Below are 26285 nucleotides of genomic sequence, written 5' to 3'. Positions count from 1 at the left end.
GGCTGCTGCGCCTCGACAAGTGCGGATAATTCGGTAGGTCGTTTCGCATGACCGAGCCCAAGATCGTCCATCTCATCGCCGCCGCCCGTCCCAATTTCATGAAGGTGGCGCCGCTCTGGCATGCGCTGAACGCGACGGCCGATTTCCGCCCCGTCATCGTCCACACCGGGCAGCATTATGACGCGGCGATGTCCGACGACATCTTCGCCGATCTGGGCCTGCCGGCGCCCGATCATCATCTCGGCATCGGCTCGGGCAGCCATGCCGAACAGACCGGTCGGGTGATGATCGCCTATGAGAAGCTGGCGATCGAGGAGCGCCCCGACTGGCTGGTCGTGGTGGGCGACGTCAATTCGACCGCGGCGGCCTCGATGGCAGCGGCGAAGCTGCGCATCCCGATCGTCCACCTCGAGGCGGGGCTGCGCAGCCGCGACCGCGACATGCCCGAGGAACTCAACCGCCTCGTCACCGACGTGCTCGCCGACGTGCTATGGACCCCGTCGCCCGACGCCGACGAGAATCTGCGCGACGAGGGCATTCCCGAAAGCCGGATCACCCGCGTGGGCAACATCATGATGGACAGCTACGAACTGGTCCGCCCCGCGATCCTCGCCGCCGACTATCCGGGCGAGTTGGGCTTTGCCCCCGGCAGCTATGGCGTGGTGACGCTGCACCGGCCGTCCAACGTCGACGTGCCGGAGCAGCTCGACCGGCTGGTCGACGCGCTGATCGCGGTGCAGGCGCATCTGCCGCTGATCTTCCCGGTCCACCCGCGCACGCGCCAGCGGCTCGGCGACGCGGGCGTCGCGAAGCTGGAGGCGGCCGGCCTGACGCTGGTCGGCCCCGCCGCCTATGTCCGCTTCATGAGCCTCGTCGCGGGTGCGGCGGCGGTGATCACCGACAGCGGCGGCATTCAGGAGGAGACGACCTATCTGGGCATCCCCTGCCTGACGCTGCGCGAAAACACCGAGCGCCCGATCACGATCAGCGAGGGCACCGCGCAACTGGTGAACGCCGACACTCTGCTGGAACGCCTGCTCGTGGCACTCGCCGAGCCGCGCCAGGACCGTAAGCGGCCGGACCTGTGGGACGGGCGGACGGCGGAGCGCTGTGTGGAGGATTTGAGAAGGCGGTCTGTGTAGGGTAGCCAGGGTTGAGTATGGTGTCCCTGTAGCTTCCTGTCGCTTCTATAGGGGAAGCCAAGAGCTTCCGGCCAAACGCGATCAGATCGTCGCCATGAACCAGTACGCCGCTGCGGTCTCCCCCAGTACCAAGGTCTCGAATTACGCCATCACGCCGCCGCCCTGCGACCTAGGATGGGCCAAAGACAATGATGGATTGGGCGATGGACCGAAGGATTTCGCCCTTTTCATTTCTTGATCGGCCCTGGTCGCGAGCTCCCGAAAGGTAAATTTATAGGATTGGCAATATATCTCTCGTAAGAAGGCTTAGAGCTTTATGCGTGAGGTGCAAAAATGGGTGCCAGTGCTGCTTGCTCCGGCTGTCGGGACGGCGCCGGGTTCGATCTGCCGATCACAATGGCCTTTCAACCTATCCTGGACGTGGCAAATGGTACTGTCTTCGCGCATGAAGCGCTCGTTCGCGGTGTAAACGGCGAAGGCGCAAGTCAGGTTCTGCAATATGTTTCAGATCATAACCGTTATGCATTTGACCAGAGATGTCGGGTGAAATCCATAGAATTGGCTGCAGCATTGAAGTTCGCCGACGAAGGCGCATGCCTGTCGATCAATTTTCTTCCCAATGCAGTCTATGAGCCGAGGGCCTGTATTCGCCTTACTCTTGCGGCGGCACTTGAGCATGGTTTTCCTCTGAACCGCATTATTTTTGAGTTCACGGAATCGGAAAATCTGGACACTGGTCACCTGCTGAATATTCTGCGGTGCTACCGCGCGATGGGATTTCGGACGGCGATTGACGATTTTGGCTCGGGCTACGCCGGTCTCAGTTTATTGGCTAAATTTCAGCCGGATCTGGTCAAGATTGACATGGACCTCATTCGCTCTATCGACACAGACCGCGTAAAGCGCAGCATTCTCAAGCACACCTTGAACATGGTGAAGGATCTGGGGATTCAGGTGATTTGCGAGGGGATCGAAACGATCGGTGAATTTGATGTTCTGCGCGATATGGGTGTCGAGTTGATGCAGGGCTATCTGCTCGGCCGCCCTTCGATCGCGGCGATCACGTCTCCAAATTGGCAGCACCAGCAACCGGCCGGCATGAGATTGCAAGCTTAGGCGGCGTGGGCAAATTGGTTGGCGCCAGCAGACCTGCTACTTTGGGTTGAGGCGGCCTGTTAACGCTGCGCAAATCTGGACGAGTATGTGCGCTTCGGGACGCACGGTGAACCGTTCCGGAGGTTGTGGGGACGTTGCGTAAATAAGATAGATAGAGAATAGTTTTCTCGTCGAGACTAGCTTTTGCCGCAGAAGTGCTTATGTTCAAGCGGCTGAACGTCGCCTGCGACGGATGATGGGCCGCCTTGGCTCCTCCCCTTGTCCTTCTAGCTTCAAGACGCCGGAATGTGCCGCTCGGGCGCATGTCCGATACCCGTGGGACAAGGAAGTTCTCATGATCACTGGCACCGTAAAATTCTTCAACAGCGACAAGGGCTATGGCTTCATCGCGCCGGAAAACGGCACGGGCGATGCCTTCGTCCACATTTCGGCGGTCGAGCGTGCGGGCATGTCGACGCTCAACAAGGACCAGCGCGTATCCTATGAGCTCGAAACCGATCGTCGCGGCAAGACCTCTGCCGTGAACCTGCGGGAAGCCTGACAGGTGGAGGCGGGCGCGCAAGCGTCCGCCCACCGCTCTCATCCCGGCGCGGATGTCCCCCTATCGGCAGGAGCCGCCCGCATGGCTGAGCAGGAACATGATCTGACCGCGCAGCAGTTGCTGGAGGCCCAGCAAGCGCTCGATGTGGCCGCGTTCAACGGCATATTGAGCCTCGCCATCGTCCTGCGGAAACGGAACCTGCTGAGCGATGTCGAGACAGAGGCGCTGCACGACATCATGAGCAGGCCCCTGTCGCTGCCGGGCAATGCCGACAATCCGGTCGTGCAGGACGCCCAGCAGAATCTCGATCACCTGTTCGGGCTTCTCATCGGTCGCAACTGACGCTGGTCGGCCATTACCATTGCCCAGCCACAGGCTGACCCGGCAAATCTACTACCCCGATTTCAACGAAGGACAGAAAAACTCGCATGGCTGCATTCCAAAACCCCACTTTCCAGGACCGTCAACAGGCGGCCGCGCGCGCGCGGACCGATGCGCTCGCCAAATATCTTGCCCGGCCTCCGGTCGATCCGGCCGTTATGGCGGACAGAGCGGCGCGCCGCGCCGCCCGTGAGGCCGCCGCAGCGGAAAAGCGGATCGCCATGAACCGTGCCAAGGCCGAAGCCGAGGAGCAGAAGCGCGAACAGGAGCGCCAGGCCGCAGCCGATGCGCAGGCCGCTGCCGAAGCCAAAGCCCTGATGATGGCGCAGGCAAAGGCAGATGCGACCGCCCGGAGCAGGGAAGAGCGGAAGCAGTGGACCGAAGAGGATCGGAAAGCCGCGCGCGATGCGCGCTACGCCGCCCGAAAGATGCGGCAAGGCAGGCGGTAACATACCGCGCTGGACTCCGGGCACGCCCGGAGTCCTGCGGCTTTCGAGCGGTCTGGACCTCTCGGAGAATTCCGATCCCGACCCGCGCTGATCAGTTGCGCGCCAGGCTCTCGTCGAGCAGCCGCAACGCGCCGGCGGCGAAGGCAAGCATGTTGCCGATCCGGTCGGGGCTGCCGGTTCGCACGAAGGCCGTTTCCTCACCCTTCGGTCCCACCACCGCGACGCAGCACAGGCCGGCTTCGATCCCATAGGGATGCGGGTCTGGCCCGGCCGAGCCGGATTCGGCCACGCCCCAGTCCGCGCCGAAGCGGTCACGGATCGCGCGGGCCTGGAGCAGGGCATAGGGTTCCGACACCGCTTTCATGCCGCGCAGCTGCTCCCGGTCGAGGCCGAGGAGCAGATCGCGCCCGGCCAGCGAATAGATCACCCCGCCGCCAAGATAATAATTCCGCGCGCCGGGTATGGTCAGCAGCCCCGCCGAGATCAGGCCGCCGCTCGCGCCGTCGGCAATGGCGACGGTCTGCCCCAATGCGACCAGCTTGTCCGCGATGCCGCGCGCGATCGGCACCAGCGCCGCGAAGTCCGTGTTCATGTTCCTGTCCCCTCCCGTTCGTGACGCATAGTCGGCGAGGGCGGGGCAGGGGACAAGGCACTTTGCGGTCGGCGCCGTCATTGTCGGTGAGTGGATATGGGTGGCGATCTCTTGAAAGATCGGCGGGATATCCCAACTCTCGGCAGAAATTTCAGCCGCTGTGCGGATGTGACTTCGCCAAAGGGCAGGCAGACGGGCCGACTCCAATCTGGCACGGGTCCTGCAGAGCTTTCGGGCATGGAAGCCCGGCGGCGGCGCACGCATCGGCCGGCGGGTACAGGATCAGGATTGAAGACATGCAGATCGACAAGAACATCGTCCTCTGGCGCCACGACACCTTTCTCGGCGTCTGCCAGGCCATCGGGCAGGATTTCGGCTTCAACCCCGACTGGCTGCGCGTCGTCTTCGCGAGTGCGTTGCTGTTCAACCCGACGGTCGTACTGGGCATCTACGGGGCGCTCGCGCTCATCGTTCTCGCCTCGCGGCTGATCTTTCCGGCACGTCGTGCCGATGCCGGCGCAGCCGTGCCGGCGGTCGAAGCCGAGGCGCGGCGCGCCGACAATGACCGGGACGTCGCGGAGATCGCCGCGGCAGCGTGAGTCGTCCCGCCGAACCCCGCTATTTTATGGCTGTCAGTCCCCGTCTTTGGAGCTATGTGCACCGCAAACAGCGCTAGATCCGGAGGCGGGGCATGACTGTCATCATCAAGGAAGCCGATCTGATCGAGAGCATCGCCGATGCCCTCCAATATATCAGCTACTATCATCCGATGGACTATATCCGGGCGCTCGGCGTGGCCTATGAGGCCGAACAGAGCCCCGCCGCCAAGGATGCCATCGCCCAGATCCTGACCAACAGCCGGATGTGCGCCGAGGGCCACCGCCCGATCTGCCAGGACACCGGCATCGTCACCGTCTTCATCAAATGGGGCCAGCAGTGCCTGCTCGAGTCCGAGCACAGCCTGCAGGACGTCGTCGACGAGGGCGTCCGCCGCGCCTATCTTCACCCGGAGAACCGCCTGCGCGCCTCGATCCTGCGCGATCCCGCCTTCAGCCGCGTCAACACCAAGGACAACACCCCGTCGGTCCTGAACGTCGAGATGGTGCCCGGCCACCATGTCGAGGTCGCCGTCGCGGCCAAGGGCGGCGGTTCGGAGAACAAGTCGAAATTCGCCATGCTCAATCCGAGCGAGTCGATCGTCGACTGGGTGCTCGAGATGATCCCGAAGATGGGCGCCGGCTGGTGCCCGCCGGGCATGCTCGGTATCGGCATCGGCGGCACCGCCGAGAAGGCGATGACGATGGCCAAGGAGTCGCTGATGGGTGACATCGACATGGCCCAGCTCAAGCAGCGCGGGCCGCAGAACGATATCGAGAAGCTGCGCATCGAGATCTTCGACAAGGTCAACGCGCTGGGCATCGGCGCGCAGGGGCTGGGCGGCCTGTCGACCATCCTCGACGTCAAGATCCTCGACTATCCGACGCATGCTGCGTCGAAGCCGATCGCGATGATCCCGAATTGCGCGGCGACCCGCCACGCGCATTTCCATCTCGACGGATCGGGCCCGGCCTATCTGGAGCCGCCAAGCCTGGAGGAATGGCCGAAGGTCGAATGGACCCCGTCGAAGGAAGCGATCCGCGTCGATCTCGACAGCCTGACGCCCGAGATCGTCGCCAGCTGGAAGCCGGGCGATCGCCTGCTGCTGAACGGCAAGATGCTCACCGGTCGCGACGCCGCGCACAAGCGCATCCAGGACATGCTGGCCAAGGGCGAGGAACTGCCGGTCGATTTCCGTGGCCGCGTCATCTATTATGTCGGCCCGGTCGATCCGGTGGGCGATGAGGTGGTGGGGCCGGCCGGCCCGACGACCGCGACCCGCATGGACAAGTTCACCGACATGATGCTCGACAAGACCGGCCTGATCGCGATGGTCGGCAAGGCCGAGCGCGGACCGGTCGCGATCGAGGCGATCAAGAACCACAAGGCCGCCTATCTGATGGCGGTCGGCGGGGCGGCCTATCTGGTCGCGCGCGCGATCAAGGGCGCCAAGGTCGTCGGCTTCGCCGATCTCGGCATGGAGGCGATCTACGAGTTCGACGTGAAGGACATGCCCGTCACCGTCGCGGTCGACGCGACCGGCGAGAGCGTCCACCACACCGCGCCGCTGGTGTGGCGCGAGAAGATCGCGCGCGAGAAGCTGCTCGAAAACGCCTGATCTGGTTCGGGAGCCGGGGGTGGGGCTAGCGGCCTTCCTCCGGCGCCGCGCGCGCAGCGGCGACTTCGGCGGCCGTGAAGGCGGTGCCGGGCGCGAGTGGGGCATCGTCGGCGATCCCGGTCACGAAATAGGCGACGCCTTGGCCGCGTTCGCGGTCGATCCACAGACCCGATCGCAGGCCATAGGCCTCGCCTGCATGGCCGACCCACGGGCGGCCGTCGCCGAACAGGTCGTCGGCGCAGCCTGCCACTCCGGTCGTGAGCGTCTGGCTGGCGAGGCCATAGCGGCAGATCGAACCGGCGGTCGTCTCGCCGGTGACGCCGTTGCTGCCATCATAGGTCCACAGCGGGCGGAGCAGCAGGTCGACCGAGGCGGGCTTGAGGAAGCGCCGTCCACCCGACCGGCCATCGTTCAGCAGCATCTGCCCGATCCGCGCCAGATCGCGCGCCGAGATGCGCAGGCCCCCCTGCGGTGAGAAGAGCGCGCCGTTCGTGCCCGGCTGCCACCGGCTCAGATCGCAGCCACCGTCGCGTGCCGACACGACCGGGCAGGCGGGGCGCCGGCCGCCATCGTCGTCGCGCACCGCCTTGCCTGAGGCGTCGTAGAGCGTGACCGCCCGCGCGATGGTGGCATCGTCGCAGCTTGCCCAGTTGAAGCAGGCGCGCAGCCTCAAGGGGCGCAGTACCAGCCGCTGCATCAGCCGGTCGAAACGCTCCCCCGTCACCCGCTCCATCGCCGAGGCGACGATGGGGAAATTGATATTGGCATAGCGGAAATGGTCGCCGGGGCCGTGTGCCGCGTCCCATGCGGCCGGATCGGCGAGCGCCTCGCGCAGCGACCGGTCGAGCGGCAGCGCATAGTCGATCCCGTCCACCAGCGACGCCCGGTGCGACAGCAGCAGCCGCAGGCTGATCGGGCGATCGGGAAAGGCGGGGTTGCGCAACCGCCAGCCGAGATAGGTCGAGACATCGGTGTCGAGGTCGAGCCGGCCCTGCTCGACCAGCCGCAGCACGCCGATGGCGACGACCAGCTTGCTGATCGAGGCGATGCGGACCGGATCGTCGGCGGTCACGCGGCGACCGCTGCGGCGGTCGGCCACCCCCCGGCTTATGGGCGTCGCCAGCGCATGGTTCGTGAAGCCTAGGCGAACCGAGGCGAAGTCCATAGGCTCGGCGGCGAGCGGGGCCGCGAACAGCGATCCGGAAATTATCAGCAGGCGGGCGGCGATGCACATCGTCCGATCATGGAAGGGTTAGCGGGTGCAGGCAATCCGTCGTTTGGCGCGCTGGACGGGATGGGCGCTGCTCGCGCTTGTCCTGCTGGGCGGGCTGTTCTGGCTCGCGCGCGGCTATTGGCTCGACCGGATCTATTATCGCGGGCCGGCCAGCGATCATTATGACGGACATCGTTTCCGCAACCCGACCGGCGACGGGGGCCAGGTCAACCCGTTCAAGGTTGGCATCGACCGGATCTGGCGAACCGCGACCGGGCAGCGCGGCGACGTCTGGCCGGAGACGATCGCGGTCACACCCTCGCGTCCGCCCGCCCGCGTCGAGGGTGCCGCGATCCGCGCGACCTGGGTCGGACATGCGACCGTGCTGATCCAGACGCAGGGCCTGAACATCCTGACCGACCCGATCTGGTCCGATGTCGCCGGCCCCTGGAACCGCGTCGGTCCGCGCCGCGTGCGGGCGCCCGGCGTGCGGTTCGAGGATTTGCCGCCTATCGACCTCGTCCTCGTCAGCCACAATCATTATGATCATATGGATCTGCCGACGCTGCGGCGACTGTGGCAGCGCGACCGGCCGCTGATCGTGACGGGTCTGGGCAATGACAGCATCCTGCGCGACGCCGGCATTGCCGCGCAGGCGCGCGATTGGGGCGGGCGCGTGGCGGTCCGGCCCGGCGTGTCGGTGATCGTCGAGCGGGTCCAGCATTGGAGCTCGCGCTGGGGCGAGGACCGCAACCGCGCGCTGTGGAGCGGGTTCACCGTCACCCTGCCGGGTGGCAACATCTTCTTTGCCGGCGACACCGGCTGGGGCGACGGCAGCTGGCCGCATGACGCGGCGCGGCATGGACCCTTCCGCCTCGCCGTCCTGCCGATCGGTGCCTATCATCCGCGCGAGGTGTTCGGCCAAAGCCATGTCGATCCGGCCGAGGCGGTACGCGTGCTGGGCGTGCTCGGGGCGCCCAAGGCGCTCGGCATCCACTGGGGTACGTTCCACCTGACCGATGAAGGGCCCGACGTACCGCCGCGCGAATTGGTCGCACAAAGCAAAGCGGCCGGCGTTGCCGCCGACCGCTTCGTCACGATCCAGCCCGGCCAGGCGATCGAGATCGCCGGCCGGTGATGACCCTTACTTGAGCTTGCGGACCTCGGCGGCGGTCAGCGAGGTCGTCACGCCGTTGTCGGCCTTGGTGAGCGTGCCGATGTCGAGGGTCGCCATCTTCGCGTCGTTGATGACGACGATCGCGGCCGGCGCGCCGTCGGCGCCCTTCTTGACCTCATAGACGCGGCCGAGCTTCTTGCCGTCGGCGCTGGTCACCAGCATGCCGTTCTTGACGGTGAGGGCTTCCTGCGCAAGCGCGGCGCCCGAAAGGCCGAGCGAGGAGACGATGGCGGCGGCGATGATGATGGAACGCATCGGTGCAAACTCCGTTATGAAAATGCCTGAGGCGATGCATCTGCCGACCCGTTCGGCGCACCGCTATAGGGACACTATCGTCGCTTAGTGCCGCAAAATCTTATGGCGTACTCCCATTTGGGTATCGCTTTATTCGCTTTGCGGCATCGCGGCATGAGTGGATTGATTCGGAACCATCTTTCCGAAAATCTATCGCGATGGATTATCGGTGCTTTTTCGCGAACTCTGCCCTGTGTGCGCCGCGACATATGCCCGAATCGAACGTTGTGCACTGCATTAAAGGACAGGTGTGCAGATTATCGGTCCGAGCGCGCCGTCTGCCAGCGGGTTTCAGGAAGAAACAGCGTCGTCACCAGCGCGACGCCCATGCAGCCGGTGACATACCAGAAGAAGGCGCTTTCCACGCCGGCGCTCTTGAAGCCCAGCGCGACCGATTCCGCTGTACCGCCGAAGATCGCCTGGCTGACGGCATAGGGCAGGCCCACGCCCAGCGCGCGGATGTGCGGGGGGAAGAGTTCGGCCTTGACGACCGCGCTGGTGGCGCTTGAACCCGAGATGATCAGATAGGCGACGCAGAGCAGCAGGAAGGCCTCGACCATGCCATCGGCGCGGCCCAGCGCGGTGAAGAGCGGTACCGTGCCTATGATGCCGCCGATCCAGCACCAGTAGAGCAGGGGCTTGCGCCCGACCTTGTCCGACAGCGCGCCGAGCATCGGCTGGATCACCACATAGAAAATCAGCGCGGCCGAGCAGATCAGCGAGGCCTTGTCCTTGGCGAAGCCGGCACTGCCCACCAGATATTTCTGCATGTAGGTGGTGAAGGCATAGAAGCTGACATTGCTGCCGATCGACAGGCCGAAGACCAGCGCGACCTGCTTCGGTCGCTCGCGCAGCAGGGTCAGCAGGCCGCCCTTGCGCCGCCCGCGGTCGCTCTCCTCGACGAAGTCGGGGGTCTCGTCGATCCCGCGCCGCAGCCAGAACACCGCCACGGCAAGGAGTGCGCCGGTCGCGAAGGCGAGCCGCCAGCCCCAGGCCTCGAGCTGCGCCTCGGTCAGGAAGAAAAATTGCAGCGTGACAAGCAGGCCGAGCGCCAGCAACTGTCCGGCGATCAGCGTCACATATTGAAAGCTAGACCAGAAGCCGCGTTTGTCGGGCGGGGCGATCTCGGTCAGATAGGTGGCCGCCGTGCCGAACTCGCCGCCCAGGCTCAGTCCCTGTGCCATCCGCGCGAAGGTCAGCAGGACCGGCGCCCAGATTCCGATCGTCGCATAGGTCGGCGCGCAGGTGATGATCAGCGATCCCGCGCACATCAGCGTGATCGACCAGGTCAGCGCGCTCTTGCGCCCATAGCGGTCGGCCAGCATGCCGAGCAGCCATCCGCCCAGCGGCCGCATGAGAAAGCCGATCGCGAAGACGACGCTGGTGGACAGCAGCTGCGCGGTCGGGTCGCTCGCCGGAAAGAAGCTCTGCGCGAAATAGAGCGAGAAGGCCGAATAGATATACCAGTCGTACCATTCGACGAGATTGCCGAGCGAACCGCCGATGACCGACCGGATCGGGCGGCGTGGACTGGACTGGGCCTGCAAGATGGATCCTCCCCGCTGTCGCGACGGTGGCTGTCTGCCGGGAAAGCGGAGGCGTGACTAGGCGTGAATTGGCGTATTGGGGAAAGGGGGCGAATGTCCGGATCGGAAAATCGCCCGATGCGGCCGTGCTGGCCAACAGTTCTCGGCGATCCTGGCGAAGCGGGGCTTCGACGAGCTGGCGATCAGCGTTCATCATGCGCGCGTCGCCGGGGAAATGAACATTCCCCACAAGGACCCCTTCGACCGTCTGCTGATCGCTCAGGCGCAGTCGGAGGACATGGTGCTCATATCGAACGAGGCGCTGTTCGATGGCTTCGCGCTCAAGCGCTTATGGTAGAATTTTAAGGATGCACTTCACAAAGCTGGCGCACGGCGCAGATCTTAGAGCCGCCGCCGCCGCCGACTACGACGATCGAAGGTTCGGCGACGATAGCACCCTGAACTGCCCAATGCTCTACTCGGCGGCTTCGGCCAAAGACCGCGCCGCAGGACGGAAGGGGCAGGTTTCCTCCTTCTCGGCCATGTCGAAGACGAACAGCATCTTTGCCAGACCGCCGAGATAGCTCATCACAGTGCCCAGCTCGAGGATCTGCGCATCGTCGAAGTGCTTGTGCAGCTTGGCGTAGAGCTCCGGTTCGAGATGCCCCTGAATGTTGGTCATCAGGAATTCGTCGGCCAGTTCGAGCACCGCGATCTCGACATCGCTGAAGATCGATCGATCGCCCTCAATGGCATTCAACTGCTCTTCGCTGTAGCCGACTTCCTTGGCGCCGATGGTGTTGCCCAGGTTGCAGCTGCGGCAGCCGTGACCGAGGCTCATGCGCAGCCGGGCAAGATGCTTGAGTTTGACGTCGACGCGCCCGCCGTAGAATATCTTCTCGTAGAAATCGACCATGGTGAAGTCGAGAAGTTCCGGTGCGTGGGCGCCTTTCTCGATGAATCCGGCCTGGCCCGTCAGTTTATAGACGAAATCCCAGTCCTGCTGGAGCTTGGGAGACAGTTCGTCCCGGCGGAAACTCTTGATCGTATCGGCCATGCATCTTCTCCTGTCTACGCCGCTGGTTCGATCATGCAGTGTTTTTCTGCATGATTTCAGCAGTCTATATGCAGGGAAGCTATCATGGCGGCGGTGCCCCCCGGCCTAGCCATTATGCTAGGCGCCTTGGCCCACATCGTTTCAGCCAGGCGTCGCCGAATTTCGGATAAGCCCCCTAAAACAGGCCCAGTCCCATCACCTCCACCTCGTCGAGGATCAGGCCGAAGACGAAGTTCAGGCGCAGGCGGTAGGCCTTGGCGCTTTCGATCTCGCTTTCGACCTGTTCCTTCGCGGTGTGCCGGACATAGCGGCGGTCGACGAGCGAGGCGAGGCCGCTGGGGAGGACCAGGCTGACGATCGTCTGGCTGGTGAAGCGGGTTTCGGGGCGGGTCGAGGTCCAGTGGTTGGACATTTCCAGATCGGCCGGAAATACGCGGTCGGTGGTGAAGCTGTACTGCCGTTCCCAGCCTCCGGCCCGGTCCGCGCCGGGGGCGAGGCGCTCGAGCGTCCAGCCATGGTCGGCATCGAGGCGCATGCGGAACAGCGCGCCGTCGGGGCCGGAGGTCTCCGCCCCGTCGCTGAGCGGCATGGGGGGCGCATAGCCGCCGCCGAAGCCGGCATCGGCGAGCCAGGTCTGCCCGCCGATTTCGACCAGATTGGCGGTGTGGGTGCGCGGCGGGAGGCCTTCGGTGCGCAGCCAGACGCGCGCCAGGATCGGCCGCGCCTCGAACCCGATCGCGTGCAGCGCGCGCAGGAACAGCTGGTTCTGCTCGAAACAATAGCCGCCGCGGCGATGGTGGACGAGCTTGGCGAAGACATGGTCGGGATCGAGGCTGATCCCGCGCCCCAGCGAAATATCGATATTTTCGAACGGTATGGTCAGCCGGTGCTGGCGCTGGAGGAAATCCATGCCGCCCCAGTCGGCCTCGGGCGCCTGTTTCAACCCGATCCGCGCGAGATAGGCGTCGAGGTCGAAATCGGCGGGGTTGGTCGTGTCGCTCATTTCTTGCAGGATCCGGTACGGTGACCGCTGCCTTCGGTCACGATCTTCACGGGCTTGCCTTCCTTCATGCCGGTTGAAACGGTCGAGATCTTGTAGCTGTCGGCCGTGTAGCTGCCCTTCGATGCGACGAGCAAGCCATCAGGGAAACGCTTGTTGGTGCAGAAGGCGTCATAGGCGAGTTGCCCGCCCGCCATCGAGAAGCGCCGCTTGGTGCAGACCGCCGCATCGTCCTGGGTCAGCAGCGCCTCCGGCCGGCGCGCCAGTTCGGCGGCGTCGTGGCAGCTGGAGCGCTTGCGGTTGCCGGCGAACATCTTGATCACCCATTGCGGCACGCCCGGCACGTCGGCGCTCAGCATGGTCGTGTGGTGGGTCCAGCCGCCGGGAGCGAAGCCGTCCGCCGCAGCAGGCGTGGCGGGAACAAGCGTCAGGGCGGCGGTAGCGGCCAGCGGGGCGATGCCGGTCGAAAGGCGGGCTTTGATCATCCGTGGGTCCCTCATGGGCTGCGCATGTGGATCTGGTCGTGGTGCAGCCATTGCTGATTTACGGGTCGGTGGCGGGAAAAGGTTGCGGGGGGCTCAGCGAAAGCGGTTCAATTTGCGGGCATAGCGCTGCAGGCGTAGCGGAACCCAATCCTGGATGAAATGGTCGATCGCGACGCGCCGGTCAGGCCGGTCGCCGCTGCCGGGGCGCGGGCGGAAGACGGTCGTGCGCTCGGGCGCGTCGGCTTCGTCGGCGGGGAAGGCCGTGTAATAATAGGTCGCGATCGAGCGGCGCGATCGATCGGGCGGGCAGCGCAGCGGATCGGGGTGGCCGTGATAGCTGTCGGCGTCGGTGTTGAAGATCACCGCCCGGCCGAGCAGCGGGGCGACGCGCACCTCGCAACGCTGCATGGCGCGGTCCCACAGTTCGAGATCGCCGCCCCATTCGGGCTGCCAGCCGTCGTTCAGATAAATGAGCAGATTCAGCCGCCGGCGGAGCTTCAGGCGCGGATGGCGGTTGAAGTCGGCATGGACCGACAGATGACCGCCCGGCAGCGTCTCGTGCAGCCCGCCGCCCAGATACCAGGGATCGGGCACCAGCCCCTCGATTCCGGTCAGCGCCTCCAGAAAGCCGACGAAGGCCGCGCCGTTGAGCTCGGTGAGCAGTGTCCGCAGCCCGCCATGGTCGATCTCGTCCGGCCCGAACTGATATTTGAACCGCTCCTGGTCGCGGTCGAAGAAGCGCTTGCCCATCCGGTCGGGGAAATGCGCGGCCAGCCCCGCCAGCAGGGCCGGATCGATCAGGTCGTCGATGACGATGTGCGGGAAGGGGGAGGCCTCCGCATAGTGCGCGGCCAGCGCCATGCCTGCCGCACGGCACGTGGCCGCGTCGAACCCAGGCGCGCCGCCCTGGTCGCGATAGGGAAGCAGGCTGCCGGACTGGCTCATGGGGAAGGAAGATAAAAGGTGAACATTCGTCCCCTCTATCCTACATATGCAAAGCCATGACCATCCAGATCCGCACCAGCCTCGATGACGTCGACCTCGGGCAGAGCTTCGTCCCGCACCGGCCGGAGCGGCCCGCAAAGAGCGAGGGCGGCAAGGCGTTCAAGCTCGTCTCCGACTATCAGCCCTCGGGCGACCAGCCGACCGCGATCGCCGAGCTTGTCGCCCAGGCCGAGCAGGGCGAGCGCGACCAGGTGCTGCTGGGCGTCACCGGATCGGGCAAGACCTTCACCATGGCGAAGGTGGTAGAACAGCTGCAGCGCCCGGCGCTGGTGCTGGCGCCGAACAAGATCCTCGCCGCCCAGCTCTACGGAGAGTTCAAGCAGTTCTTTCCCGACAATGCGGTCGAGTTCTTCGTCAGCTATTATGATTATTATCAGCCCGAGGCCTATGTCGCCCGCACCGACACCTATATCGAGAAGGAAAGCTCGATAAACGAGGCGATCGACCGGATGCGCCACTCGGCCACCCGCTCGCTGCTCGAACGCGACGACGTGCTGATCGTCGCCTCGGTGTCCTGCCTCTACGGTATCGGATCGGTCGAAACCTATTCGGCGATGATCTTCGACCTGAAGAAGGGCCAGACCGTCGACCAGCGCGAGATCATCCGCAAGCTGGTTGCGCTCCAGTATAAGCGCAACGACGCCGCGTTCTCGCGCGGCAATTTCCGGGTGCGCGGGGACAATCTGGAAATCTTCCCGTCGCACTATGAGGACAGCGCCTGGCGGATCGCCTTTTTCGGCGACGAGATCGAGGAGATCGTCGAGTTCGACCCGCTGACCGGCAAGAAGGCCGCCAGCCTCGACTATGTCCGCGTCTTCGCCAATTCGCACTATGTCACCCCTGGGCCGACGATGAAGCAGGCGATGGAGGCGATCCGCTTCGAGCTGACCGAGCGGCTGAAGGAATTGCAGGCCGAGGGACGCCTGCTGGAAGCGCAGCGGCTGGAGCAGCGCACCAATTTCGACCTGGAGATGATTGCCGCCACGGGCAGCTGCGCCGGCATCGAGAATTATTCGCGCTTCCTGACTGGCCGCCTGCCGGGCGAGCCGCCGCCGACCCTGTTCGAATATCTGCCGGAAAATGCGTTGCTGTTCGTCGATGAGAGCCACCAGACGATCGGCCAGATCAACGGCATGTCGCGGGGCGACCACCGCCGCAAGATCACCCTCGCCGAGTTCGGCTTCCGCCTGCCGTCCTGCATCGACAACCGCCCGCTGCGCTTCGCCGAGTGGGAGGTGATGCGTCCGCAGACCGTCTATGTCTCGGCGACGCCGGGCGACTGGGAGATGAACCAGACCGGCGGCGTGTTCGTCGAGCAGGTCATCCGCCCGACCGGCTTGATCGACCCGCCGGTCGACATCCGTCCGATCGAAAGCCAGGTCGACGACCTCGTCTTCGAGGCGCGCGAGACCGCGAAGAAGGGCTATCGCACGCTGGTCACGACGCTGACCAAGCGCATGGCCGAGGACCTGACCGAATATCTGCACGAGGCGGGGCTCAAGGTCCGCTACATGCATTCGGACGTCGAGACGCTGGAACGGATCGAGCTGATCCGCGACCTGCGGCTGGGCGTCTATGACATCCTCGTCGGCATCAACCTGCTGCGCGAGGGGCTCGACATTCCCGAATGCGGGCTGGTGGCGATTCTCGATGCGGACAAGGAGGGCTTCCTGCGCTCCGAAACCTCGCTGATCCAGACGATCGGCCGCGCCGCGCGCAACGTCGATGGGCGTGTGATCCTCTATGCCGACCGCATCACCGGCTCGATGGAACGGGCGATGGCCGAGACCGCGCGCCGCCGCGAGAAGCAGGAAGCCTATAATCTCGAACATGGCATCACGCCCGAGACGATCCGCCGCAGCATCACCGACATCGTCGGCCATCTTGCGTCGAAGGACCAGGTCACCGTCGACACCGGGATCGAGGAGCGGCCGCACATGGTCGGCCACAATCTGCGCGCCTATATCGAGGAGCTGGAAGGCAAGATGCGCGCGGCGGCGGCCGATCTCGAATTCGAGGAGGCAGGGCGACTGCGCGATGAGATCCGCAAGCTGGAGCAGGAAGAGCTCGGCCTGCCGGTCGACGAGCATCGCGCGCCGGTGAAGAGCAACAGCTTCGGCGGCAAACCCGGCACGCGCACCACCAAATATGGAAAGATGAAGGCCGCGCGCGCCCGCCGCTGATTGCGCTTCGCTTTTTTGTTCCTTATATGTTCCACAGCATTTGCTGTCATGGATCGGGAATATGGGCGTCATGCAGAGCGTCGGCGAGAGGATAAGCGGGGCGATGGAAGAAGGCTTCGATCTCGACCGCTTCGTGGCGGCGCAGGAGGGCGTGCTCGACCAGGCGCTGGCCGAAATCCGTCGCGGCGCGAAGCGGGGCCATTGGATGTGGTTTATCTTCCCGCAGCTGCGCGGCCTTGGGCGCAGCCCGACCGCGCAACATTATGGGCTGGCCTCGGCAGCGGAAGCGGCGGCCTATCTCGCGCATCCGCTGCTCGGCGCCCGGCTGCGCGCCTGCGTCGAGGCGCTGCAGGATCTGGAGCAGGGGAGTGCCGCCGAAATCTTCGGTGCGGTCGACGCGATGAAGCTGCGCTCCTCGCTGACGCTATTTGCCGAAGTGGCGGGCGAGCGGCTGTTCGTCGCGGCACTCGAACGCTGGTTCGACGGGCAGGCCGATCCGCTGACGCTCGATCTGCTCCGGGAGGGCGGGCGATGACCGAGCTGTTTCGCTGCCGCTGGTCCGAACGCGATCCGGTCGAAACCGTCTATCATGACAGCGAATGGGGCGTGCCCGAACGCGATCCGCGCGCGCTGTGGGAGAATCTGATGCTCGAAGGCTTCCAGGCGGGCCTCTCCTGGACGGTCATCCTGCGCAAGCGCGAGGCGTTTCGCGCGGCCTTCGCCGGCTTCGATCCCGAGCGCGTGGCGGCCTTCGGCCCCGACGATGTCGAGCGGCTGATGCAGGACCCCGGCATCGTCCGGTCGCGCGCGAAGATCGAATCGACGATCGCTGGCGCGCGCCTCTTCCTCGCCATGCGCGACCGGGGCGAGGATTTCGCCGACTATGTGTGGTCCTTCACCGAGGGTAAGGTTCTGCTGGGCGACGGGACGAGCGTGCCGGCCAGCACGCCGCTGTCCGACCGCATCTCCAAGGACCTCAAGAAGCGCGGGTTCAAATTCGTCGGCCCGACGATCGTCTATGCGTGGATGCAGGCTATCGGCATGGTCAACGACCACGCGCAGTATTGCTTCCGCCGCGATCAGGTCTGACGCCGGGCGCTGGCGATGGGTGCTGAAGAGGGGCGGCGCGCGGGGCTTGCGCGGCGAGGGCGGCCATGCTGTCTCGCACCATGCAGATCGCGGTCCTGACCTTCGACGGGTTTAACGAACTCGACTCCTTCGTCGCCTCGTCCATCCTCAACCGGATGCGCGCCAAAGGATGGAGCGCGCAGATCTGCGCACCGACACCCCAGGTCACCTCGATGAACGGGCTACGCATCGACCGCCAGCAGCCGCTGGATTTCGCGATGAAGGCGGACGCCGTGCTGATCGGGAGCGGCATCCGCACCCGCGAGATCGCCGAGGACCGGACATTGCTCGACCGCCTGCGCCTCGATCCCACCCGCCAGCTGATCGGCGCGCAATGTTCGGGGACGCTGCTGCTGGCGAAACTCGGCCTGATCGGCTCGCTCCCCGCCTGCACCGACCTGACGACCAAGCCCTGGGTGGTGGAGGCCGGTATCGACGTCATCGACGCCCCCTTCATCGCTCATGGCAATGTCGCGACGGCCGGCGGCTGCCTCGCCTCGATCTACCTCGCCGCCTGGACGATCGCGCGGGGTGCGGGTCTCGACGATACGGCGGAGGCCATCCACTATGTCGCGCCGGTGGGGGAGAAGCAGGCGTGGATCGACCGGACGCTGGGGGTGGTTGGGCCTTTTCTCAAGTCGAAACATTAAGCGCGCAACCGCAGGCAGTTTGACTGTCGGACAGTTAACTGCAGTGTCAACGTAATTCACCGTAATTCAGGCTACAGCTTTTCGAGCAGTCCGCGATCGAGGGCATCGGCTGGATCGATCCGATATGGCGGAAATGGTTGGAAACGATATTGCATTTCGTCCCGCCTCTGGCATGCGATGCCTGCGTAAAAGTGCGCGAGTGAGAGTTAATGCCGCTAGACGATGTGTTGGAGGCGCCGGATGCGGAAGAGGCCGCACTCCGCTCGGTGCGACGGCGGGGTCGCTGGATCATATTGGCGATGTTGGGCGGCGTTGTCGCGCGTGAAACCCTCTCGGGCCACACTGTCCTCCTGACGCAAGTGCCGGAAGTTGTTCGATGGCTGTCTTATGCTTGCGGATTGCTTCTTGGAGGCATCATTGTCCGACTAAAACTCCTTCTCGCGCCGACCGGGCCGGTCGTGAAGAGATATGCCGCTCTGATAGCCGCGATTGCTCTTTCTATCGTGACCTGTTCTTACTTGGGCCGCTGGGTTTTCGAGCTTTCTGCTTTCTCAGTTATGCCGATTAGGACTCACGAAATTGAAGCGAAGATCAGCCACGTTACAGGAGGAAAGTCGCGCCCACGCGCCAGTTTAATCGCCGTGCCTGGTGGGCGAGAGGCTGATGCCTTCATTACCAACGACCTCTATTATCGATTGGGGGCGATTAGACCTCCGCTCTGGAGCCTGTCCGATTCAGATAAACATTTCTGCGTCACCCTGCGCGCGCAGCAAGGGCGTTGGGCGGCTGTAAGGGCGGAGGTACCCGCACTTTGGGATGACGGGCTGGACAGCTATCATAATTGCCGATCGCGCATTTGAATGTCCGCTACTAAAATTACAAACTCCGGTGACGCTGCGGAATAATATGGATTGCCCCCCTGGATTGAGACAGAGAAATTAGGGACAGCCCTTTTTGGGAGGGGTATATGTCCAAAGTGGTTCGACGAAGATTTGGGCGGGCGTTCGAATTGCGGTGACGCTGCATGAAAAAGGCTGATCGGAATCGTGGATAGATCGCCCCTCAGCCCCGAACATAGAGCGATAATTCGCTGCACTGCCAGCGCAATACCAATTTATGCGACGGCAGTATCCCTCAGAGCGCCGTCCACACCATCACCGTAATCCCGGAGGATGCACAGTGCCTCAGAATTTGAAGGTTGCCGATGCCCCCCACTCGCGGGGACGGCCGTAACTGGCTTCGGCAAGGCCAAATGCACCTGATGCATTACCCGAGACCAGATATAGCGTATCGGTCAGATTTGTCCCGAAAACCGCAAGTGTCAGAGCATCGCCCGGAAGCGTATAGCTCAGACGTGCATTCAGCAGCCCATAGGCCTTTTGCGCAACAATAGGTGTATTTGCCACGTCATTGAAAATGGTGCTGTAGGTAGAGTAATCAAGCCTGAGACGAGCTTCGGAACCATCAGCAAACCCATGGCTTAGCTCGCCCCCCACAGCGACAGTCCATTCTGGCGTTTTGACGAATTTGGTGTTCAGCGTAATTGGCAGGATCTGGGTTGGCCCAAGCCCCTGACCAATGCCGGTGTATCGGGCATCAGTGTAGCCAATCCCGGCATTAAACGAAAGCCAGCGGGCTGGACGCATGACGGTTTCGAGTTCGAAGCCGTTGATCCTGCCAGCAGCGGCGTTGGCAACGAAGTTGATCGGGGTCTGATTAACGGTCAACTGGATGTTCTTGTAAATGGCATGGTAGGCTGCAAAGTTCGTGGTCAATGCGCCGTCGAGCCATGATGCCTTGATGCCGCCTTCATAAGTATCGAGCGTTTCAGGCGAATACTCCGTCACTTCGGCTTCGCTCACCAGCGGCCGTCCATTGAAGCCACCTTGTTTGAACCCACGCGAGAACGAGCCATACACCAGTAAGTCATCGCTGGCTTTCCAGTTGATGCCAAAGCGAGGCGTGAACTTCTTGAAAGTAGCCTGGCGCGTGACATCGACATACTTCACATTGTCACGCTGCCGAATATCGATCGCCGTGAATATCTTGCGGTCTGATGTGTAGCGAGCGCCCAACGTGATGGATAGCGATGGCACGATCTCAAAATCAGCTTGGCCGTAGGCTGCAAAACTGCGATTATTTGTATAGTTTTCGATAAAGGCAGCAGGAGAAAACGGCGGTGTTGCCGCCAGCGGCGGCCAAAGACCAACTGCCAAGTCGGCGGTTGCTATGTCAGAGGCCTTCTCCTTGAAATAGAACGCCCCCAGCACAAAGCTTAGACGGTCATCCATCAGCTTGCCACTGGCTTGCAATTCCTGACTGAACTGCCACTGTTCATCATCATTGGTAGTTTGCCGGAATACATGCGGGGTGTTATCGCCATCGCGTGTGAAATACGCTTTCATATCGCGATAGGCGGTGATGGATTTCAGTGTCACCGCGCCGATTTCCAGCGCGATTGTGCCTTGCACACCCCACAGATCCAGATCATTGCGGTTCGGCCCGCCAGCCCAGGTTTCGAAGGGACTATTCGTGATATAACTGGGGTTTAGCGTAAGCGCGCCATTGGGCGCGACGATGCCACGAACGGGAGCCACAAACCGGTTGTAGTTCGACAGAAAGGGAATGCCTGTGATGCCCGGCGCATTGCCTACTGCCAGAAGATCAGAAGGTGCCGAATTCTCTCGCGCCCGGGTGTAGTCGGCTCCGATGTCAATGGTCAGCGTCTCAGTTGGCATCAGCCGCAGCGCCCCACGCACCATCTGAGCATTGCGATTACCCTGCGTACCACCATCGAGCAGCCGTTTGACATAACCGTCGCGGTTAAATGTCGCACCTGATAGGCGCAATGCAGCCTTGCCATCAGCAAAGGGTAGATTAATAGCGCCCCGAACATCGATCCGGTTGAAGCTGCCTGTAATTGCTTCAATCTTGCCCTCAAAAGTGTCCATGACGGGCCGCGTGGTGCTAATCACAACCGCCCCGCCGATGGTATTCTTGCCAAAAAGCGTGCCTTGCGGCCCACGCAATACCTGAACTGACGATATATCGACCGCGTCCATCACCCCGCCAATTGATCGGGCATAGTAGACGTCGTCGACATAGAACCCGACCCCAGGATCCGAAAAAATCGCAAAATCGTTCTGGCCGACGCCACGAATAAACACAGTGGCGTTGTAGTTGCCACCCGACAGAGCAGCCGCACCGTCGAAGCGGACACTGGGGGTAAAGCGCGCGATCTGATCAAGAGTGTCGACACTGCGCGCGACCAACGCATCGCCACTGAGCGCAGTCACCGCCACCGGCACGTCCTGCAACCGCTCGCTGGTGCGGCGGGCTGTTACAATGATGTCGTTGCTATCAGTCGGGGCACTGGCCCGCTCATCCAAATCCGTGCTTGCGGTCTGCGCCAGAACCAAGGCTGGCGAGGCCAGTACGTGGCAAGCCATTAGAATAGTCGCTGTCTTTGCGGCCACCTTCACTCTCCCTGTCGTTTATCATTGTCCGCACACTCAACGTCAGCCGAGCGTATGTATGACAAACATACATACGCTCGGTGTGGCCGGAGCGCAAGGTAGAAGTGCCGGTTGATTTTCCCCTCAACGCTTTGGGCAGCCCTCAGTGGTGGCCATGCCTTGCTCTGCACTGATCAGGCGCTCCATCAGCTTGCGCATCAGGAATGGCCCTTTGTCTTGCGGCAGGAAGAGCTTGGGGATGGCGGGATCCGTCAGATCCCAGATTTTCTGCTGCGCCTCAATCAACTGTCGATCTTCTTCGAAGGCTGCCATGACAACGTCCATCCGCGTTGCGAGTTGCCGTGTTATGTCGGGCGTGCTCCCGATCAGGCCGGTGGCATAATGATAGGCTGTCCGGGTGCGGCTTACTGGCGTGACTGCCTGTTGATCGATGTTCCTGACGATCGGCTCGATCCCTGTCGGGGCCTTCCAGCCAAAGCGCTTGGCCGTCCCCAATGGATAGCGCGCGCCTTGCAAGATAAAGATACCCGGCACGGCAAAATCGTAAGTGATCCAAGTGTCCACCTTCTCGCCGGGCCGTCCAGGCAGGTCTGCATTTTCAAACCACCGCTCGAACCGGATGGCGCGGTCCTGCTTTAGAATGCGCGGCGCTGTCTCGGACCAATAGGCACCCGTGGCCTGCCGCAACGTTGCATCATGTACGAAATCAACGTGCGAGAGATCACAGAGGTTATCATGCACGAGTTGGTAGTGCGCGTCATACTCGATGCTGTTTGACCGCATCGGCCGATCTGCATCATCGATTCCGAATGCAGAAGGGATAAGATTTTCGTCCGCGAGGGCAGGATCTCCGGTCCAAACCCAGATCCAGCTATCCTTTTCGACGACTGGATAGATACGGATCGAAATATTCGGCGGCTCATTCATCAAAGGCATGTGCAAACATTGCCCGTCAGTGCCGAATGTCATGCCATGATACATGCACTGGATAGAGTTTCCCACGACACGCCCATGAGAAAGTGGCGCGTGACGATGTGGGCAACGGTCTTCAAAGGCGTGCAGCAGACCTCCTTCATCCCGCCAAACGACAATAGGCTGTTCGATGATCACCCGGCCAATCGGGGGGGCGGCAGGAGCTAGAGCGTTCGCCCAACCGAGGACGTACCAGGAATTCTGGAGGAACATCTTGTTTCACTTTCATGACTTGAACGTATGGATGACATACGCCCAAGTCGGTGTTATTGCAATCCGTATGAAGGTCGAAAAAGCGCGCGGCACGCCACGAGTTCCAGATGCAGACGCGATCTTGAGGTTCCGCGATAGCGCGGCAGTTTGGCTCACGTTTGCCGGTTCTGCCGTCTACGAACTATACAGTTCCCTGCTTGTGCCGATCGGCCTGAAGCCAAGCTGGGTGACTGCGATGGCAATAATTGAACAGCGTCCCAACATTACCCAGAGCGGCTTGGGACGCGAACTGCGGATCAATCGAGCATCGTCTATGGCCACGTGTGCGCGAATGGAAGAGACGGGCCTCGTTATTCGCACAGCGCTCAAAGGCCGCAATCAGACAGGGTTAAACTTATCAGAAAATGGCCGGCAAAAGCTGGAAGATGCCTGTAGTATCGAGCGGGAAATGATCAACCAGCTGTTGGAAGACATTCCACCTAGTAGCCGCAGCTCCTTGATAGAGATGCTCAGACTGATCACCAATCGATCAGCAATCGCGGCCTAGCACTACTTTCGATTCCGGTGACCGATTCCGGTGACGCTGCACTAAGATTTCGGATTCCGGTGATACTGATATCGGTGACGCTGATTTCGGTGTGATTTTGGTGACGCTGCATTAAAAGTGATTTTGGTGACGCTGCATTAAAAGGCGTGGCATTCCGCCCGCCAGCTGATCGGCGCGCAATGTTCGGGGACGCTGCTGCTGGCGAAACTCGGCCTGATCGGCTCGCTCCCCGCCTGCACAGATCTCACCACCAAGCCCTGGGTGGTGGAGGCCGGCATCGACGTGATCGACGCCCCCTTCATCGCCCATGACAATGTCGCGACGGCCGGCGGCTGCCTCGCCTCCATCTACCTCGCCGCCTGGACGATCGCGCGGGGTGCTAGCCTCGACGATGCGGCGGAGGCCATCCACTATGTCGCGCCGGCGGGGGAGAAGCAGGCGTGGATCGACCAGACGCTGGGGGTGGTTGGGGCTTTTCTCAAGTCGAAACAGTGAGCGCGCAACCGCAGGCAGTTCGACAGTCGGACAGTTAAATGCAGTGTCACCGTAATTGCAAAAGCTCGACCGGATAATCGCTGCCGAACTTACATCGCGGTTGATGACACAAATTTTTGGATGGTTGCATTGTGGCGGCAATAACACCTGCTAGCCGGATCGAGCGGCATCGGCAGAAGCTTGCCGAAACCGAGCTATCTTTTGTTGACGGCACTATCCGCTGAGCGCAGTCCCTCAACGAGCTAATTGAGGGGGATGCAATGCTGCTTCGGAAGTTTGGCCTAGAAAATGTTCGTAGCTTCTACGACCGCTCAGAGCTGCTAATAGATAAGCAAATTTCTATTATCATCGGTCCGAATGGTGGGGGCAAAACCAACCTGTTGGATGCGATTACGATCACGCTACGGAAGTACCTTCTGCTCAGCATGTGGGCGGCGCATGCGCCCACATCGGAACAGCCAGACCGCTACGAAATTCGGCAAAATGATATGCTCAACAGCATGCTGCTTCCGAAGCATCTAGAGAGAACTTCCGACCACCAGCGGATAGAAATTGATATAGAAATCTCTCAGTCTGATATTGATAATATCGCCAATATAAAGAACACCTGCATAGAACTGCATGATCTTGCATCAACAAAATTCTTTAATATTGATATTAAATTTGCCGCGGAATGGGATTTGTCAATTATCCAAACAAATCAGATTGTGAGCTATGTTATTGAAGATTCGGTCGTTACCTTTGCTGATAACGCATCGAAATTATTTCTCGAATATATGAGGTCATTCGAAATCCATAGTTTTTTGCGAGAGCAATATGGTCTAGAAGGTCTGCGATTTCCCTTAATTTATCTCCCTGTAAGCAGGGCTTCCGGCAGTTTTTCGTCGAACGTTCATCTTGGCGGGATGAATATGTTCGAAACTAAACGCCAGGTCGATGCGATACATTCTCGCATGACGCCCTCCTACATCGCCTTAGCTGTGGCGCGTCTTGCTGATCGCTATCTCACTTTACTAGCTGAGGACAAGGGCGATGCCAAGGGGCGCTTCAGATCTGAACCCAATCTGGTCAGATTAACAAATGCTTTGAAAGACTTGGGATATGACTGGGACCTAAAATGTCTTAATATGAGGACGAACCAATATAATATAGAACTGCAAAAGCACGGTAAGTCATTTTTAGTATCCGAGGCTTCATCCGGAGAGAAAGAACTTCTTACTTATCTATTTTCGATTTACGTTCTGGATATTAAGGACTCGCTTATTGTCATAGATGAACCAGAACTTCACCTCCACCCCACATGGCAGAAGTCTCTTTTGAGTATATTTATTTCTCTTGCCGAGAATACCGGCAATCAATTCCTTATTGCAACGCACTCACCGATGTTTATCAATCCCGAATCTATCGAATATGTTTCGAGAGTTTATGCCAAAGATCAGCGTAGCTCTATTGTTCGATTTGATCGCGATAATGTGGTGAAGAAAAAATTGCTCTTTAAAATCGTAAACTCTCAGAATAATGAGAAAATTTTCTTTGCGGATCGAGTTATTCTCGTCGAGGGCTTGTCTGACAGAATATTCTTAGAAGCCATATGGGCCGAAAAACTGAAACGCCTGGCAACGTCGAGTAATATTGAGATAGTTGAGGTCGGTGGGAAAAATATATTCGCCTCTTATAAGGCTATACTAGATTCCTTTCAAGTAGAGAATTTTACAATTGCAGATTTTGATTATCTTGAACAGGTTGGAGATGGCAATGTAAAATCCCTATTTAAGGTCAAGGTAAACTCTCTGAAGAAAAAAGTCATAGATAACGCCGGTAGTTTGGATGGGCAGCAACTCGTAAGAGATATCGATCAGGCTATCAAAACAAATTCGTGGTCCCATGCCGAGTCGACCTGGGATTATATTAAATCAAGACATAATGGAATAGTAGGCCCCCTAACGACTAATGAGAAGAGGATAATTTCAAATTTCATTGATAGCTTGGCTTCGTCTGGCACCTACGTCCTCAAGCGCGGGGCTTTAGAAGATTATCTTGGGGCAGGATTTAAGGGCAAGGACATAGATAAGCTCATCACATTTACTAGTACCGATGGGTTTGAGGCCGACCTTCCCTCGCCTGGCTTGCGGGAGCTCAACCGATTAGCCCAGTTGGCACTTGGTTGAAGCCTAGAAGGCGATCGACACTCTCAGATTGTAGGCTGAGGCTGCAAAACGGTGGGGTCGATGCCCGCACGGTACGATATCACCTAAAAGCCGTCCGCCCCTCTAAGATTGCAGGCTGAGGCTACAATCTGAGGGGTGAAACGGGCTGTTATCACCGACCGTTTAGCTTGCGCTTCTCATTGATGCGATCGATCTTAGCGATGATAGGCGCTATTTTGGCCTCATCGACATATCCGCCGCTCTTCGTGCCTCGTGGGGTC

The 26285-nt window shown here is 61.2% G+C and carries 26 protein-coding genes and 1 pseudogene; 17 read left to right on the top strand and 10 right to left on the bottom strand.

The window, feature by feature from the left end; genetic code table 11:
* The first annotated feature begins 47 nt into the window (after positions 1 to 47).
* The 5 genes from wecB to ACNI3R_RS11005 all read left to right on the top strand — a co-directional run bounded on the left by wecB (position 48) and on the right by ACNI3R_RS11005 (position 3629).
* Positions 48 to 1142, top strand: coding sequence for a non-hydrolyzing UDP-N-acetylglucosamine 2-epimerase (wecB, locus tag ACNI3R_RS11025; RefSeq protein WP_426183196.1), 1095 nt, complete (start codon positions 48 to 50; stop codon positions 1140 to 1142).
* Positions 1143 to 1475: 333 nt separating this feature from the next.
* On the top strand, positions 1476 to 2258 hold the full coding sequence (locus ACNI3R_RS11020; protein WP_426183194.1) for an EAL domain-containing protein: 783 nt from the start codon (positions 1476 to 1478) through the stop codon (positions 2256 to 2258).
* 334 nt (positions 2259 to 2592) lie between these two features.
* A complete protein-coding gene (locus ACNI3R_RS11015) occupies positions 2593 to 2799 on the top strand; it encodes a cold-shock protein (RefSeq protein ID WP_426183192.1) in 207 nt (68 codons plus the stop codon).
* Positions 2800 to 2880: 81 nt separating this feature from the next.
* Positions 2881 to 3141 (top strand): hypothetical protein, encoded by a 261-nt coding sequence (locus tag ACNI3R_RS11010; protein ID WP_426183190.1) that lies wholly within the window; start codon positions 2881 to 2883, stop codon positions 3139 to 3141.
* An 86-nt stretch (positions 3142 to 3227) separates the two neighbouring features.
* Positions 3228 to 3629 carry a DUF6481 family protein gene (locus tag ACNI3R_RS11005; protein ID WP_426183188.1) on the top strand — a complete coding sequence of 134 codons (402 nt, stop codon included), beginning with the start codon at positions 3228 to 3230 and terminating at the stop codon, positions 3627 to 3629.
* Positions 3630 to 3720: 91 nt separating this feature from the next.
* On the opposite strand, the gene ACNI3R_RS11000 is transcribed toward ACNI3R_RS11005, so the two are convergent.
* The gene (locus ACNI3R_RS11000; protein ID WP_426183186.1) at positions 3721 to 4221 is read right to left on the bottom strand and encodes a CinA family protein; all 501 of its coding nucleotides are present in this window, start codon (positions 4219 to 4221) and stop codon (positions 3721 to 3723) included.
* 296 nt (positions 4222 to 4517) lie between these two features.
* On the opposite strand from ACNI3R_RS11000, the gene ACNI3R_RS10995 reads away from it, so the two are divergent.
* Together ACNI3R_RS10995 and ACNI3R_RS10990 are read left to right on the top strand one after the other, a co-directional pair.
* Positions 4518 to 4820: a PspC domain-containing protein gene (locus ACNI3R_RS10995; RefSeq protein WP_426183184.1), complete on the top strand. Its 303-nt coding sequence runs from the start codon at positions 4518 to 4520 to the stop codon at positions 4818 to 4820.
* A 92-nt stretch (positions 4821 to 4912) separates the two neighbouring features.
* On the top strand, positions 4913 to 6436 hold the full coding sequence (locus ACNI3R_RS10990; RefSeq protein ID WP_426183182.1) for a fumarate hydratase: 1524 nt from the start codon (positions 4913 to 4915) through the stop codon (positions 6434 to 6436).
* Positions 6437 to 6461: 25 nt separating this feature from the next.
* On the opposite strand, the gene ACNI3R_RS10985 is transcribed toward ACNI3R_RS10990, so the two are convergent.
* Positions 6462 to 7670, bottom strand: coding sequence for a serine hydrolase domain-containing protein (locus ACNI3R_RS10985; RefSeq protein WP_426183180.1), 1209 nt, complete (start codon positions 7668 to 7670; stop codon positions 6462 to 6464).
* 25 nt (positions 7671 to 7695) lie between these two features.
* Between ACNI3R_RS10985 and ACNI3R_RS10980 the strand changes: the two genes are divergently transcribed.
* Positions 7696 to 8787 carry an MBL fold metallo-hydrolase gene (locus ACNI3R_RS10980; RefSeq protein WP_426183178.1) on the top strand — a complete coding sequence of 364 codons (1092 nt, stop codon included), beginning with the start codon at positions 7696 to 7698 and terminating at the stop codon, positions 8785 to 8787.
* 6 nt (positions 8788 to 8793) lie between these two features.
* Here the strand turns inward: ACNI3R_RS10980 and ACNI3R_RS10975 are convergent, their stop codons facing one another.
* Together ACNI3R_RS10975 and ACNI3R_RS10970 are read right to left on the bottom strand one after the other, a co-directional pair.
* Positions 8794 to 9081 (bottom strand): hypothetical protein, encoded by a 288-nt coding sequence (locus tag ACNI3R_RS10975; protein ID WP_426183176.1) that lies wholly within the window; start codon positions 9079 to 9081, stop codon positions 8794 to 8796.
* 296 nt (positions 9082 to 9377) lie between these two features.
* Positions 9378 to 10667 carry an MFS transporter gene (locus ACNI3R_RS10970; protein ID WP_426183174.1) on the bottom strand — a complete coding sequence of 430 codons (1290 nt, stop codon included), beginning with the start codon at positions 10665 to 10667 and terminating at the stop codon, positions 9378 to 9380.
* 214 nt (positions 10668 to 10881) lie between these two features.
* Here ACNI3R_RS10970 and ACNI3R_RS10965 point away from each other — a divergent pair, with 214 nt between their 5' ends.
* On the top strand, positions 10882 to 11004 hold the full coding sequence (locus ACNI3R_RS10965) for a PIN domain-containing protein (protein ID WP_426183172.1): 123 nt from the start codon (positions 10882 to 10884) through the stop codon (positions 11002 to 11004).
* Between the two features lie 117 nt (positions 11005 to 11121).
* Here the strand turns inward: ACNI3R_RS10965 and ACNI3R_RS10960 are convergent, their stop codons facing one another.
* From ACNI3R_RS10960 to ACNI3R_RS10945, 4 genes are all read right to left on the bottom strand, one after another.
* Entirely contained in the window at positions 11122 to 11703 is a 582-nt protein-coding gene (locus ACNI3R_RS10960; protein ID WP_426183170.1) for a carboxymuconolactone decarboxylase family protein, read from the bottom strand.
* A gap of 175 nt (positions 11704 to 11878) precedes the next feature.
* Positions 11879 to 12706, bottom strand: coding sequence for an arylamine N-acetyltransferase family protein (locus ACNI3R_RS10955; protein WP_426183168.1), 828 nt, complete (start codon positions 12704 to 12706; stop codon positions 11879 to 11881).
* Positions 12703 to 13188 (bottom strand): DUF3617 domain-containing protein, encoded by a 486-nt coding sequence (locus ACNI3R_RS10950; protein ID WP_426183166.1) that lies wholly within the window; start codon positions 13186 to 13188, stop codon positions 12703 to 12705. Before ACNI3R_RS10950 ends, ACNI3R_RS10955 begins: the two co-directional genes overlap by 4 nt.
* A gap of 93 nt (positions 13189 to 13281) precedes the next feature.
* Positions 13282 to 14133, bottom strand: coding sequence for a 2OG-Fe(II) oxygenase (locus ACNI3R_RS10945; protein WP_426183164.1), 852 nt, complete (start codon positions 14131 to 14133; stop codon positions 13282 to 13284).
* A gap of 56 nt (positions 14134 to 14189) precedes the next feature.
* On the opposite strand from ACNI3R_RS10945, the gene uvrB reads away from it, so the two are divergent.
* The 5 genes from uvrB (at position 14190) to ACNI3R_RS10920 (ending at position 19014) form a co-directional block, all read left to right on the top strand.
* A complete protein-coding gene (gene uvrB / locus ACNI3R_RS10940) occupies positions 14190 to 16376 on the top strand; it encodes an excinuclease ABC subunit UvrB (RefSeq protein ID WP_426183162.1) in 2187 nt (728 codons plus the stop codon).
* Positions 16377 to 16446: 70 nt separating this feature from the next.
* Positions 16447 to 16911 carry a DUF1810 domain-containing protein gene (locus ACNI3R_RS10935; protein WP_426183681.1) on the top strand — a complete coding sequence of 155 codons (465 nt, stop codon included), beginning with the start codon at positions 16447 to 16449 and terminating at the stop codon, positions 16909 to 16911.
* Complete coding sequence (locus ACNI3R_RS10930; RefSeq protein WP_426183160.1) at positions 16908 to 17465, top strand: DNA-3-methyladenine glycosylase I; 558 nt, start codon at positions 16908 to 16910, stop codon at positions 17463 to 17465. Before ACNI3R_RS10935 ends, ACNI3R_RS10930 begins: the two co-directional genes overlap by 4 nt.
* An 80-nt stretch (positions 17466 to 17545) precedes the next feature.
* Positions 17546 to 18154 (top strand): DJ-1/PfpI family protein, encoded by a 609-nt coding sequence (locus tag ACNI3R_RS10925; RefSeq protein ID WP_426183679.1) that lies wholly within the window; start codon positions 17546 to 17548, stop codon positions 18152 to 18154.
* Between the two features lie 209 nt (positions 18155 to 18363).
* Entirely contained in the window at positions 18364 to 19014 is a 651-nt protein-coding gene (locus ACNI3R_RS10920) for a hypothetical protein (RefSeq protein ID WP_426183158.1), read from the top strand.
* A 324-nt stretch (positions 19015 to 19338) separates the two neighbouring features.
* Here ACNI3R_RS10920 and ACNI3R_RS10915 read toward each other — a convergent pair whose 3' ends face one another.
* Positions 19339 to 21630 (bottom strand): TonB-dependent receptor, encoded by a 2292-nt coding sequence (locus tag ACNI3R_RS10915; protein WP_426183156.1) that lies wholly within the window; start codon positions 21628 to 21630, stop codon positions 19339 to 19341.
* Positions 21631 to 21753: 123 nt separating this feature from the next.
* Complete coding sequence (locus ACNI3R_RS10910) at positions 21754 to 22815, bottom strand: Rieske 2Fe-2S domain-containing protein (protein ID WP_426183154.1); 1062 nt, start codon at positions 22813 to 22815, stop codon at positions 21754 to 21756.
* A gap of 1 nt (position 22816) precedes the next feature.
* Here ACNI3R_RS10910 and ACNI3R_RS10905 point away from each other — a divergent pair, with 1 nt between their 5' ends.
* The 3 genes and pseudogenes from ACNI3R_RS10905 to ACNI3R_RS10895 all read left to right on the top strand — a co-directional run bounded on the left by ACNI3R_RS10905 (position 22817) and on the right by ACNI3R_RS10895 (position 26025).
* Positions 22817 to 23362: a MarR family winged helix-turn-helix transcriptional regulator gene (locus tag ACNI3R_RS10905; RefSeq protein ID WP_426183152.1), complete on the top strand. Its 546-nt coding sequence runs from the start codon at positions 22817 to 22819 to the stop codon at positions 23360 to 23362.
* Positions 23363 to 23518: 156 nt separating this feature from the next.
* Positions 23519 to 23857: pseudogene (locus tag ACNI3R_RS10900) on the top strand (type 1 glutamine amidotransferase family protein); the annotation flags it as partial.
* Between the two features lie 260 nt (positions 23858 to 24117).
* Positions 24118 to 26025, top strand: a complete 1908-nt coding sequence (locus ACNI3R_RS10895; protein WP_426183150.1) for an AAA family ATPase — start codon at positions 24118 to 24120, stop codon at positions 26023 to 26025.
* Positions 26026 to 26285: the final 260 nt, after the last annotated feature.

Source organism: Rhizorhabdus antheiae, from assembly GCF_049889055.1.
GTDB lineage: Bacteria > Pseudomonadota > Alphaproteobacteria > Sphingomonadales > Sphingomonadaceae > Rhizorhabdus.
This window is presented reverse-complemented; position numbering and strand designations above follow the sequence as displayed.

Coding starts and splice junctions, on each gene's coding strand:
- wecB (WP_426183196.1), top strand. CDS start 48: ATGACCGAGCCCAAGATCGTCCATCTCATCGCCGCCGCCCGTCCCAAT.
- ACNI3R_RS11020 (WP_426183194.1), top strand. CDS start 1,476: ATGGGTGCCAGTGCTGCTTGCTCCGGCTGTCGGGACGGCGCCGGGTTC.
- ACNI3R_RS11015 (WP_426183192.1), top strand. CDS start 2,593: ATGATCACTGGCACCGTAAAATTCTTCAACAGCGACAAGGGCTATGGC.
- ACNI3R_RS11010 (WP_426183190.1), top strand. CDS start 2,881: ATGGCTGAGCAGGAACATGATCTGACCGCGCAGCAGTTGCTGGAGGCC.
- ACNI3R_RS11005 (WP_426183188.1), top strand. CDS start 3,228: ATGGCTGCATTCCAAAACCCCACTTTCCAGGACCGTCAACAGGCGGCC.
- ACNI3R_RS11000 (WP_426183186.1), bottom strand. CDS start 4,221: ATGAACACGGACTTCGCGGCGCTGGTGCCGATCGCGCGCGGCATCGCG.
- ACNI3R_RS10995 (WP_426183184.1), top strand. CDS start 4,518: ATGCAGATCGACAAGAACATCGTCCTCTGGCGCCACGACACCTTTCTC.
- ACNI3R_RS10990 (WP_426183182.1), top strand. CDS start 4,913: ATGACTGTCATCATCAAGGAAGCCGATCTGATCGAGAGCATCGCCGAT.
- ACNI3R_RS10985 (WP_426183180.1), bottom strand. CDS start 7,670: ATGTGCATCGCCGCCCGCCTGCTGATAATTTCCGGATCGCTGTTCGCG.
- ACNI3R_RS10975 (WP_426183176.1), bottom strand. CDS start 9,081: ATGCGTTCCATCATCATCGCCGCCGCCATCGTCTCCTCGCTCGGCCTT.
- ACNI3R_RS10965 (WP_426183172.1), top strand. CDS start 10,882: ATGAACATTCCCCACAAGGACCCCTTCGACCGTCTGCTGATCGCTCAG.
- ACNI3R_RS10960 (WP_426183170.1), bottom strand. CDS start 11,703: ATGGCCGATACGATCAAGAGTTTCCGCCGGGACGAACTGTCTCCCAAG.
- ACNI3R_RS10955 (WP_426183168.1), bottom strand. CDS start 12,706: ATGAGCGACACGACCAACCCCGCCGATTTCGACCTCGACGCCTATCTC.
- ACNI3R_RS10950 (WP_426183166.1), bottom strand. CDS start 13,188: ATGATCAAAGCCCGCCTTTCGACCGGCATCGCCCCGCTGGCCGCTACC.
- ACNI3R_RS10945 (WP_426183164.1), bottom strand. CDS start 14,133: ATGAGCCAGTCCGGCAGCCTGCTTCCCTATCGCGACCAGGGCGGCGCG.
- uvrB (WP_426183162.1), top strand. CDS start 14,190: ATGACCATCCAGATCCGCACCAGCCTCGATGACGTCGACCTCGGGCAG.
- ACNI3R_RS10935 (WP_426183681.1), top strand. CDS start 16,447: ATGCAGAGCGTCGGCGAGAGGATAAGCGGGGCGATGGAAGAAGGCTTC.
- ACNI3R_RS10930 (WP_426183160.1), top strand. CDS start 16,908: ATGACCGAGCTGTTTCGCTGCCGCTGGTCCGAACGCGATCCGGTCGAA.
- ACNI3R_RS10925 (WP_426183679.1), top strand. CDS start 17,546: ATGCAGATCGCGGTCCTGACCTTCGACGGGTTTAACGAACTCGACTCC.
- ACNI3R_RS10920 (WP_426183158.1), top strand. CDS start 18,364: ATGCCGCTAGACGATGTGTTGGAGGCGCCGGATGCGGAAGAGGCCGCA.
- ACNI3R_RS10910 (WP_426183154.1), bottom strand. CDS start 22,815: ATGTTCCTCCAGAATTCCTGGTACGTCCTCGGTTGGGCGAACGCTCTA.
- ACNI3R_RS10895 (WP_426183150.1), top strand. CDS start 24,118: ATGCTGCTTCGGAAGTTTGGCCTAGAAAATGTTCGTAGCTTCTACGAC.